The organism is uncultured Veillonella sp., from assembly GCF_963522475.1.
Classification (GTDB): domain Bacteria; phylum Bacillota; class Negativicutes; order Veillonellales; family Veillonellaceae; genus Veillonella.
The window spans coordinates 41,051-51,903 of the sequence record NZ_CAUQYW010000014.1 but is presented as its reverse complement, the minus strand read 5'-3'; the positions used below and the strand labels follow the sequence as shown (position 1 = coordinate 51,903).

At 38.7% G+C, this 10,853-nt stretch carries 10 protein-coding genes; 8 read left to right on the top strand and 2 right to left on the bottom strand.

Translation table 11 applies throughout. The features are described 5' to 3' along the window. The 4 genes from RWP19_RS07970 to RWP19_RS07955 form a co-directional block, all read left to right on the top strand. A partial coding sequence (locus RWP19_RS07970) for a lactate utilization protein C (RefSeq protein WP_314357222.1) occupies positions 1-389 on the top strand: 389 nt, incomplete at its 5' end. A 277-nt stretch (positions 390-666) separates the two neighbouring features. Then, the gene (locus RWP19_RS07965) at positions 667-2,058 is read left to right on the top strand and encodes a cation:dicarboxylate symporter family transporter (RefSeq protein ID WP_314357221.1); all 1,392 of its coding nucleotides are present in this window, start codon (positions 667-669) and stop codon (positions 2,056-2,058) included. 282 nt (positions 2,059-2,340) lie between these two features. Then, positions 2,341-3,894: a nitrite/sulfite reductase gene (locus RWP19_RS07960; protein WP_314357220.1), complete on the top strand. Its 1,554-nt coding sequence runs from the start codon at positions 2,341-2,343 to the stop codon at positions 3,892-3,894. 552 nt (positions 3,895-4,446) lie between these two features. Continuing rightward, positions 4,447-5,262 carry a nitroreductase family protein gene (locus RWP19_RS07955; RefSeq protein ID WP_295209472.1) on the top strand — a complete coding sequence of 272 codons (816 nt, stop codon included), beginning with the start codon at positions 4,447-4,449 and terminating at the stop codon, positions 5,260-5,262. 72 nt (positions 5,263-5,334) lie between these two features. Here RWP19_RS07955 and RWP19_RS07950 read toward each other — a convergent pair whose 3' ends face one another. Then, positions 5,335-6,153, bottom strand: coding sequence for a MetQ/NlpA family ABC transporter substrate-binding protein (locus tag RWP19_RS07950; protein WP_314357219.1), 819 nt, complete (start codon positions 6,151-6,153; stop codon positions 5,335-5,337). 261 nt (positions 6,154-6,414) lie between these two features. On the opposite strand from RWP19_RS07950, the gene RWP19_RS07945 reads away from it, so the two are divergent. The 3 genes from RWP19_RS07945 to RWP19_RS07935 all read left to right on the top strand — a co-directional run bounded on the left by RWP19_RS07945 (position 6,415) and on the right by RWP19_RS07935 (position 8,678). After that, positions 6,415-7,581 carry an iron-containing alcohol dehydrogenase gene (locus RWP19_RS07945; RefSeq protein ID WP_314357218.1) on the top strand — a complete coding sequence of 389 codons (1,167 nt, stop codon included), beginning with the start codon at positions 6,415-6,417 and terminating at the stop codon, positions 7,579-7,581. Between the two features lie 100 nt (positions 7,582-7,681). Further along, positions 7,682-8,347: an AzlC family ABC transporter permease gene (locus tag RWP19_RS07940; protein ID WP_314357216.1), complete on the top strand. Its 666-nt coding sequence runs from the start codon at positions 7,682-7,684 to the stop codon at positions 8,345-8,347. Beyond that, complete coding sequence (locus RWP19_RS07935) at positions 8,340-8,678, top strand: branched-chain amino acid transporter permease (RefSeq protein ID WP_295209484.1); 339 nt, start codon at positions 8,340-8,342, stop codon at positions 8,676-8,678. Before RWP19_RS07940 ends, RWP19_RS07935 begins: the two co-directional genes overlap by 8 nt. Positions 8,679-8,747: 69 nt before the next feature. On the opposite strand, the gene RWP19_RS07930 is transcribed toward RWP19_RS07935, so the two are convergent. After that, positions 8,748-9,599, bottom strand: a complete 852-nt coding sequence (locus RWP19_RS07930; RefSeq protein WP_296002656.1) for an aldo/keto reductase — start codon at positions 9,597-9,599, stop codon at positions 8,748-8,750. A gap of 93 nt (positions 9,600-9,692) precedes the next feature. On the opposite strand from RWP19_RS07930, the gene RWP19_RS07925 reads away from it, so the two are divergent. Then, a complete protein-coding gene (locus RWP19_RS07925) occupies positions 9,693-10,829 on the top strand; it encodes an efflux RND transporter periplasmic adaptor subunit (RefSeq protein WP_399553583.1) in 1,137 nt (378 codons plus the stop codon). The last annotated feature ends 24 nt before the right edge of the window (positions 10,830-10,853 follow it).

Sequence of the window (10,853 nt, the reverse complement as noted above, 5' to 3'; positions counted from 1 at the left end):
GCGGCACTCGTACATACTTCCAATGGGACCCAGCTAAAGGCCGTGAAGAATGTATCTCCAACACTGCCAATGCAGATATCGGTATTACATTCCCATATTGTGGTATTGCTGAAACAGCTACTGTAGTACAAGCATCTGGTGAAGAATCTGGCCGTGCTATCAGCTTGTTGCCTACAACACATATTGCTGTATTGTACACTGATACAATCAATCCACGTATGACTCAAACTATGGAACATTTGGCGGAACGTTATCATAACGATCCATCTAAATTCCCTACAAACGTTTGCTTGATTTCTGGTCCATCCCGTACAGCTGATATTGAGTTAGTAACTGTAGATGGTGCTCATGGTCCTATCCAAGTAACTTACGTTTTGGTTAAGCGCTAATACATTAACTAGGTATAGCTATAACTGAATCACTTTAAAGGTGATCTTCCTTAGGAAGGTCACCTTTTTTTATATGTGTTGATTCCTATTATGATGTAGAGCTCTCTTGGAACTATATAGGCATCTGTAGAGCTATGGAGATTAACGTGTTTATGGAGCTTGCAGATTCGGCATAGATAAACTTGTAAAATTCGAATTGTTTTACTTGTAAAATTTTCGATATATGCTATACTTAATTCATAACCTATTATTGTGATATGAATTAAAGAGGTGTATTATGAATATTCCATTTTTTACAGATTACCTCATGCTAAGCAATCCATTAAGTATCGGTATTATCGTAGTGTTTGTGCTCGCATTAATCGGTGTTTATGCTTTGCAACGCAAAGGTACATCCTTTGGTAATCTCGTTATTATTGGTACTATTGTTGGTGCCGTACTTGGTATTATTATTCAAATTATTGCAGGCTTCCCAGATGATCCATCTAAAGTGGTTTACATCAAGGAAAGTACTAAGTGGTTCTCTCTAGTGGGGGGCGGCTTCATCGATTTGATCCGCATGCTTGTTATTCCTATTGTATTTATTTCCATCGTCCATGTTATCTTGCACATGGAGGCGGGTGCTAACCTTAAAAAGTTAGTAGTTGCTATGGTATCTACAAACCTTGGTATGGTAGCTGTTGCGGCTATAGTTGGCCTTATCTTGGGTAATGCCTTTGGGTTAGGTCAAGGTTTCGATGTTGTCGAATCTGGTAAAAAGATTCGCGAAATTAAACCAATGGTTGATACATTCCGTGCGTTGATTCCAAGTAATCCAATTCAAGCAGCTGCTGAAACTAATGTTATTGGCATCGTAGTATTTGCTATTATCTTGGGTAGCGTTGCTCGTTTGTTGAAGAAAACAGGCACAAATAGCATGGAAATCTTCACTAAGTTATTTGATGAACTTCATCAATTAATTTCTTGGGTAGCAGACTTCATTATTGGTCTTATGCCATACGGCGTAGTTGCATTGTTGGCATCTACATTGGCAACACGTGGCTTGCAAGCTATCTTAGACATGGGTCTATTCGTAGTATTGCTTTACGTTGGTCTTTTGGTTATGTTCGTTGTTCAAGCTATCTTGATTGCTAGCTTTGGATACAATCCAATTACATATTTCAAAAAAGCAAAAGCTCCGCTCTTATTGGCTTTTACATCTCGTTCCTCCATGGGCGTACTACCACTAACTGTGGAAACATTAACAAAACGTCTTGGTGTAAATGCTACAACAGCTAATACAGTAGCATCTTTTGGTACTACTGCGGGCATGCAAGGTTGTGCCGGTGTATTCCCTGCACTTGTTGTTGTATATATCTCTAATGTAGCCAATATTCCATTTGATTTGACTATGTACATTATGAGTGTTATCGTTATCGCTATCGGTTCTGTTGGTATTGCTGGTGTTCCTGGTACTGCTACAATGGCTGCATCCGTATCCCTTAGTGGTACAGGCCTTGGTGCGTACTTTACATCTATTAGCCCAATTCTTGCTATCGATCCATTAATCGATATGGGCCGTACATGCTTGAACGTATCTGGTTCTTTAACAAATGCGCTTGTAGTAGATAAAATCATGGGCACTATTGATAAAGATGCCTATAACAATCCTAATGAAGGTAATGTATAAATTCTTACGTTATGGATTTCATATAAAAGTATCATCATTACAATTTCAGAACTAATCATAAAAAAGAACAGTCTTAGGACTGTTCTTTTTTTTTGAAATCTACTATATATTGATACAATATTTTATTAAAAATAATTATTATTACAGATTGTAAAGCATATTATTTGTAATTGATATTAAAATTGTGAGCGTAGCTACTAACATACGTGTGCGTGTATGGTATACTTAGCAATACAAAGTTTTGTAGTATGCTTAATAGATATAAGCCAAGAGGGTAATAGTATGATTACACAAGAATTGAAAGATCGATTAATTGCAGATTATCCAAAGTTTGAAGATATGACGCATAAATTCTATAAGAAAGAAATGTCTATTGCAGATTATAAGGGTCAATCTGGTGCCTATGGTAGTTATGCTGAACGTGGGGCTAGTTCTAGTATGAGTCGTTGGCGCTTCAATGGGGGGCGTATGACGCGTGAGCATATGCAATTTTTAGCGGACTCCATTCGTAAATATAACTTGCAACATGTACATTTTACTACCGGTCAATGCTTGCAAATGCATGGCCTTGATGGTGATACAATTTTAAATCTTTATAAAGAATGCTATGACCACGGTATCTATAACAGAGGTGCTGGTGGTGATAACCCTAATGTTGTAGCTAGTATCCTACGTGGTATCGATCCTCGTGAAACGTTAGATATTACGCCATATGCGACGGCTATTAGCGAGTTCCTTCTAGAGCAAATGTTCTACATAAAAATTCCTCGCAAGTTCAAGATGGGCATCGATAATGGTTTTGATAGTACGCCACATGCTACCTTTAAGGACCTTGGTTTTAATTTAACAAAACACAATACCTTTGATGTATACGCTTGTGGTGGTATTGGTCCAAATCCTCGTATTGGAATTCCTGTTGCACATGATGTAGCGCCTGAGGATATTTTATACCATGTAAAAGCTATGCTCATGGTCTTTGCTAACCACGGTAATTTTAAAAATCGCGGTAAGGCTCGTACCCGTTACATGCCGGCTGAAATGGGTGGGGCTGAAGCTTTCATCAAAACCTATGAAGAAACATTGGCAATGGTGAAAGAAGTTGAACAATTAACTATTAATCCTACTGACTATGCTTATGAAATTACAAAAACTGGTAAGCGTGATGATTCTGTGGAAAACGATCGTATTCATCGTCAAAAACAAGAAGGTTTATACTATGTAGAATATCATCCAATGGGGGGCGATGCTAATGTAGAACATCTATTAGCAGCTCTTGATTATGCAGTGGGTCTCGACCAAGTAGAAGCGCGTATTGCTCCAGATCAAGCAATGTTCTTCATTAATCTTACGGCTGATGAGGCTCGTAAAATTGCAGAATTAACTGATGATAGTGCAGAAAATGATTTTCGCCGTTCCGTATCCTGCGTGGGCTCCACAGTATGTCAAATTGGTATGCAAGACTCTAATGGTCTTTTGAAAGACATCTTCGGACATCTTAAAGAAAAGGGTGTAGATACTAGAAAGTTACCCCGTTTACACATCTCTGGCTGTCCGCACTCCTGTGGCACACACCAAATAGGCGAAATTGGATTTCACGGCGCTGTAAAACTAGTAGATAAAAAACCTACAGTAGCGTTTATTCTTGTGGACGGAGGCTCAGAACATATGGGTTCTGAAAACTTTGGTAAAATGGCAGGTAATATCGTAGCTACAAAAATTCCAGAATTCTTAGAAACCTTGGCAAATATTTTAAACGAATCTTCGGAACCAGACTTTGGAACATGGAGATTAACACACAAAGCAGAATACATGAAACTCATAAAAGCATTTGAGTAAATGCTTTTTCGCTTGTGATGGGGCCCTGTTAGATTGCGACAACTCAATAAATAATAAAAGAGTTCCCTCTTTGCTCCGTTCTTCGCAAAGTCGCTGCATAGGGAACTCTTTTTATTATTTGAGCGCCTGCTATTAACTAGTCCCATCACAAGCTACATCAGATATTTACTCAATCTGCTTTTTGTGGGGCGAGGGTGGGAAAGACTAGCCGTAGGCTAGTTCTTCTTGTACGGTGGGCGTGGCGCTACTCCTATAAAGCTTTTTTATAGGAGTTAATTAGGTTATCTAGGGGTTACGTATTTAATGGTCAGTATACCTATTTTGATGGGACGTCTTTATAAATATAGTAAAAAAAGTACGAATATACTTGTGCAGCGACTTTACGAAGGACGGAGCAAGCAAGTATATTCGTACTTTTTTACTAGGTTGTCGAAACAGAACCGGGCCCCATCAAAATAGAATTAATAACCGATGAAAGTATATGTAGCCTAGATAACCATTGATTGATTGTGTTATAATAAGCGTTATAGTGGTTTTTGGAGGATTTATCAGATGTTATTTACCGTCAATACAGAAGTCTGTACACGATGCGGTCTTTGCGTAGCCGACTGTCCAACTGGGTTACTAGTGATGTCCGATAATGGACCTGTAACTGGCAAGGGAGGTTGTATCTCTTGTGGGCATTGTGTTTCTATATGCCCTACGCTTGCTTTGGATAGTGATATGACACCTCGCAATGAGCAAATCGATGTTACTAAAGAACCGAAATTAACGGCAGAACAAGCTGAGCTATTTTTACGTAGTCGCCGTTCTATCCGTAACTATCAAAATAAACCTGTTCCTGTGGAACTGATTCGTAAAGTATTGAATGTTGCACGAATGGCTCCTACAGCAACTAATACACAAGGAATTTCATATATTGTAATTCGTGATAAAAAACGATTACATCGTATTGCAGATCTTGTTCTCGAATGGATGCATATAGCGGCTAAAACCGTTCCTATTATGCGCTTGTATGCTCGTGCTGCACAAGCAGAAGTCGATAAGGGAAAAGAATATATCTTACGTGATGCACCTGCATTGGTCGTTGCAATTGGTTCTAAGAAGGATATTCATCGTACACATGATAGTGGTCATTCTTGTTTAGCATATGCGGAACTTTATGCACCTACTGTAGGGCTGGGTACTTGCTGGGCTGGCTTCTTTGAGCATGCTGGAGAAGCTGAATACCAACCATTATTAGATGAATTAGGTGTACCTGATGACAAAATTGTAGCTGGTGGCCTTCTTATGGGGTATCCTAAAGTACGATATCGCAATATTGTAGAGCGTCAACCATTAGATGTTACATTTGATACAGAAGAGTAAAAAAGAGATACTCCAATGATTGTAATCATTGGAGTATCTCTTTTTAGCTATACAGTGACGCTATAAATTATATTAGTTGGCAGTTGTAATAGTGCCTTTGAATGTTTCGTCGATGTATTGTTTAATAGCATCAGATTTGTAAATGTCTGCAATTTTTTTGTAAGTTTCGTTGTCTTTGTCTTCACTACGTACCGCAAGTACAATAACTGTTAGTGGTTCATCTTTAGATTCAAAGAAGAAACCTTGTTTTTCTACACTAAGACCAGCACTTTGTACATAGTTCATTGGAATAACTGCAATTGTTACATCATCTAGACTACGAGGTAATTGAGCTGCTTCTAGTTCTTGAATCTTAATATTTTTTGGGTTAGATGTGATATCCGCAACTGTTGCCTTGAAGCCAACACCATCTTTTAAGGTAATTAATCCAGCTTTCGCTAATAATGCTAATGCACGACCACCATTTGTAGGGTCATTTGGGATAGAAACAGTAGCGCCTTCAGGTACGTCTTGTACGCTGTGTACGCTATTACTATATAAGCCCATACGTACTAAAATGGTTTTACCGATTGCTACTAAGTTGGAACCATTTTGTTTATTAAAGTTTTCCATAAATGGTACGTGTTGATAAGCGTTTAGTTGAATGTCGCCATCTGCAAGGGCTTTATCAGGTGTTACATAGTCAGAAAATTCAACTACTTTAAGATCAATTCCTTGTTTTTTAGCTTCTTTTGCTACAGCTTCAGCTACTTGTGCATGAGGACCAGATGTAGCACCTATTTTGATTTCTTTTGGTGTTTGCGTTGCTTGATTTGATGTACTACCACAACCAGCGATAGCAAATGCAAGAGCACCGATAAGTAATGGTGCTAATAATGTTTTTAATTTCATATAACCATCCCTTTCTATTTTTATAATATTTATATCCTATCATGGATGGGGGAATTTGTATATAATAAAAACATATCAGTTATTTATAGATTAAAACTATGATGAAATTTTAGTTCATATATAATACAATACAACATAATATATTGATTACTATGTTATATAAGCGTGTGAATGTTAGGTAGCAAAGTTATATTTTTTAAATATTTTTGTATAATTCTTATATAGATTTATATATCTATATGTCGGAATAATGGAGGATTTATGTTTAATTTTGATTTTTATAACCCTACACATATCGTATTTGGTAAAGAACGTTTATCTGAACTAGATACATTGGTACCAAAGGATGCAAAGGTGCTCATTACTTATGGTGGTGGATCCGCTGTGCGCAGTGGTCTTATTGATCGTGTTGTGAAAGCTCTTGGTAACCGTAAGGTAGAGCAATTCGGTGGTATTGAGCCAAACCCTTCCCTTGAAACGTGTGAACGTGCCGTTGCGTTCATTAAAGAACATGACGTAGACTTTGTTCTTGCTGTAGGTGGCGGTTCTGTAGTAGATGCTACAAAACTTATCGTATTGGGGGCTACTTATGATGGACCTGTTATTGATGTTATGAAAGCGGGTTTACCAGCGGTTCCGGTAGACATGGTGCCAAATCCATTGCCATTTGGTACAGTTATGACACTTCCTGCTACTGGTTCCGAAATGAACAATGGTGCCGTTATTACTTATGGTGATGGTAAATATCCTGTGTTCAGTAACTTAGTATTCCCTAAATTCTCCATGCTCGATCCAACATTGACTTTCACATTGCCTGAAAAACAAGTTAAGAATGGTGTTATTGATACCTTTGTACATACTACAGAACAATATTTAACATATCCTGTAGAGGGCCGTATTCAAGATCGTTTCAGTGAAGGTATTTTGAAAACTATGATTGAAATCGGCAAAGAAACAGTAGAGAATCCAGAAAATTACGATATTCGTGCTAACCATGTGTGGGCCTCTACTTTGGCATTAAATGGTTTGATTGGTGCTGGTGTGCCACAAGACTGGGCGACACATCTTATAGGTCATGAATTGACAGCGGCGTACCATCTTGATCATGGTATTACCTTGGCTATCGTATTGCCTGCATTGTTAGAAGTGAAAAAAGAAGATAAGCTTGATAAATTGGCACAATATGCTACACGGGTATGGCATGTTACAGAAGGTACAAAAGAAGAAAAAGCAAACAAAGCTATTGCTAAAACTCGTGAATTCTTTGAGTCATTAGGCGTATCTACACATTTGAAAGATTATGGTCTTGGCGAAGAAGCAGTTGATAAAATTGTGAAACAATTAGAAGCCCATGGTATGACACAACTTGGTGAAAAAGGTGATGTAACACCAGAAGTAGCTCGTGAAATTTTAACGCGTGCTTTATAATGCATGGGATTAACAGTTTGAGCTTGTATAATATAGAAAGGAGGCAATTTCTATAAATGAAATAAAACATAGAAGTGCATTTTCTGTTGCGCTTCCTATAATGATCCCTATGGGGCTTAGCTTCTTCTTTCTTGGATTAGGTTTTGGCTTGTATGCTACCAGTCAGGGATTACCTTGGTGGACCGCCCCTGTTTTAGCTAGTACAATTTTTGCAGGCTCTATGGAGTTCGTAACTATTGGGCTACTGATGGCAGGCTTTGATCCTGTAAATGCTTTTATGTTGACCTTGTTTGTTAATGGGCGTCATTTTTTCTATGGTTTATCTGCATTACAGAGATATGTGAATATGGGGTGGAAATGGGTTCCTACTGTTGCCTGGATGTGTGACGAAAGCTTTGCAATTAATGTATCTACAAAGTTGCCCGATGATGTGGATGAAAAATGGTTTTACTTCCATGTATCGTGGCTTAATTATACCTTTTGGGTGGTGAGTACCTTTATAGGGGGCTTGTTCGGCGATTTATTAGCATCTGTAGATTTGCGTGGTATTGGTTTTGTACTACCTGGCTTATTTATTGTTATATTCCTTGAAATGTTATTTAATGCTAAGAGTAATAATATTCGAGGTTTTGGTGCTATTGGAGCCGTTGTAGCAGTAGTAATGCTTCTGTTGACGGGAAAATCCTTATTTATGCTTGCTTCTATGGGGTGTATGCTCGTAGTATGTTATATAGCGTATAAATGGGGAGGTGTACATCTTGACTAGTTTTGAAATGGTCATTACCGTTGCTATTGTCGTAGCAGCTACATTACTTACACGTTTCTCTGCTTTTCTTATTTTTCCACCTGGTAAAAAGGCCCCAGATTTTGTACAGTATTTAGGTAAGGCATTGCCTGCAGCTGTTATGGGTATGCTTGTTGTATATACCTTTAAAGATACAATTGTGCTTTCCTATCCTTATGGCATTCCAGAACTTATTGCTTTATTAGTAACCGTTGGCATGCACCTATGGAAGCGAAATATGTTCATGTCTATTGGGGCAGGCACTGTAGTTTATATGATACTTATACAAGCCGTCTTTAATGTGTCTAAATAAACTACAATAAAATAAACCACTTATATCTATTCCTAAAAGGAGATGATATAAGTGGTTTTGTTTTATATTTTATTTAAGTTGTAATAGTCTTTCAAGGCCTGGTGCAGTGTGATGATCTTCCAAGAAGTCTTGTTGATCCAATAATTCCATAACGTCCATGTCGATGTTAGTAAGCTTGAAGTTAAATACATCAAAGTTAGCTTCCATATGGCTTACGTTATTTGCCTTTGGCAATGGAATGATGCCTCGTTGGATGTGCCAACGTAAGATGATTTGGTGTTTACTAACGCCGTACTTTTCAGCCAAGCTTTTAATGATAGGATGGTCGAAAATTGGTTGGCGATCACGAGTAAATGGAGACCACGCCATGCCTACTACTTGATGCTTACGCATTAATTGTAATAAGGACTGACGTTGGTTAAACGGGTGGCACTCGATTTGGTTCACCACAGGTTTTACATTACAGTGATATAGCAAGTCGATGAGGCGATCTTCGTAAAAGTTAGATAGACCTAGACCACGCAATACGTTTTGATCGTATAACTCTTCCATGGCGCGCCAAGAACCATAATAGTCGCCAAGGGGTTGATGTACGAGCATAATGTCGATATAATTAGTGTCTAATTTCTTTAGAGAGCTTTCAACAGCACGCATTGTATTATCATAGCCTGCATCGGTGTGCCAAATTTTTGTAGTAATAATGATATCTGTACGATTAACGCCAGATGCTTTGATACCTCTACCAACGGCCTCTTCGTTACCGTAGTAAGCGGCTGTATCGAGCAAGCGGTAACCTACGCCAAGTGCATTAGCAACGGCTTGCTCCGTTTCTCCTTCGGTGCCTGTTTTATAAGTGCCATAACCGATAGAAGGAATAAAGCTGCCGTTATTTAATATTCTAAAGTCCATCCGTTCTTCCATGAGAACCTCCGTTATATCCATAAATTAAAGGAATTAGCTTTCATACAATTCTAATTGATTTTATGATATACTAAGGTATTGATAAAAATCAATATGACAGGAAGTGACAGAATGAAATTAAAACGAATTTATTCTGTAGTTGCTATGCTTGGTGTTGTGATGATGGTCTTGGCTATCGCTGGTTGCGGTACGAAAACTGTATCCGTTGCTGATGTAACATACAAGGATATGCCGCTACAGATCCATAATGATGCCAATGTAACCGCTCTTAACAAGGCGACGGTAACACCGACGTTGACAGGGCAGGTCGCGTATGCTGTAAAAGTAGGCGATCAAGTACAACAAGGTCAAACCTTGGCCACTGTAGATACATCGGCTTTACAGCAACAGCTAGCATCCTTACAAGGTCAGTTAGCACAAGCGCAAGCTCAGTCCTATGCGACATCCGTTACAACTACGACGGCAGCATCTGTAGATAGTGGTCAATTAGCACAAGCTCAAAAGATGCGTGAAGCGGGTATGATTACTCAAAAAGAATATGATCGCATTGTAGAGCGGTCTCAGCCACAAACTACGACAGTAACAACTGGTGGTGGCGGTGGTGGTGCCAATACGGCAGCCATCCAAGCTCAAATTGCTCAAGTATCTGCACAAATGGCAGCATCTACAATCGTAGCGCCTATAGCTGGTACAGTGACTGCTATTTACAATGAAGATCGTCAAATGGCCATTGCAGATCGTCCGTTCATGATGATTCAACAATCTACACCAATGGTAGCTTCTCTTAGCATCCCTCGTGATGCGGCGATGAAATTGGGTACACCAGATGCTAAAAAGGGTATTAAGGTACTCCTCAAGGTAGGTGACCAAGAGTTACCAGGTGAATTGACATATGTAGATGTGACTCAGCCAGAAAATGTGCCAAGTGTTCTTGTGAAAGCTACTTTCAACAATGACAAAGGCCTTATTAAGGCTGGCGAATTCTATACGCTCATCATCGAGTCAGATATAAAAGCGAAGATGCTCACTGTACCAAGCAAAGCGGTTCGCGAAAACCAAGACGGCAAATACGTATATGTATTGACTGAAAATAATACGGTTGACGTACGTGTCGTTGAGGTCGGTATGACAGAAGACGATGATGTAGCAATTATTTCAGGCCTAAACGAAGGTGATAAGGTAATTACAACCGACGGAAACTTTGAATTAGGTGAATCTGTTAAATTATAATGAAGAACCATGTGGTTATAGGTA

Bases quoted from the DNA above. Each gene is read 5' to 3' on its own strand.
- RWP19_RS07945 (WP_314357218.1), top strand. From the start codon at position 6,415: ATGTTTAATTTTGATTTTTATAACCCTACACATATCGTATTTGGTAAA.
- RWP19_RS07960 (WP_314357220.1), top strand. From the start codon at position 2,341: ATGATTACACAAGAATTGAAAGATCGATTAATTGCAGATTATCCAAAG.
- RWP19_RS07940 (WP_314357216.1), top strand. From the start codon at position 7,682: ATGATCCCTATGGGGCTTAGCTTCTTCTTTCTTGGATTAGGTTTTGGC.
- RWP19_RS07930 (WP_296002656.1), bottom strand. From the start codon at position 9,599: ATGGAAGAACGGATGGACTTTAGAATATTAAATAACGGCAGCTTTATT.
- RWP19_RS07965 (WP_314357221.1), top strand. From the start codon at position 667: ATGAATATTCCATTTTTTACAGATTACCTCATGCTAAGCAATCCATTA.
- RWP19_RS07955 (WP_295209472.1), top strand. From the start codon at position 4,447: ATGTTATTTACCGTCAATACAGAAGTCTGTACACGATGCGGTCTTTGC.
- RWP19_RS07925 (WP_399553583.1), top strand. From the start codon at position 9,693: ATGACAGGAAGTGACAGAATGAAATTAAAACGAATTTATTCTGTAGTT.
- RWP19_RS07950 (WP_314357219.1), bottom strand. From the start codon at position 6,153: ATGAAATTAAAAACATTATTAGCACCATTACTTATCGGTGCTCTTGCA.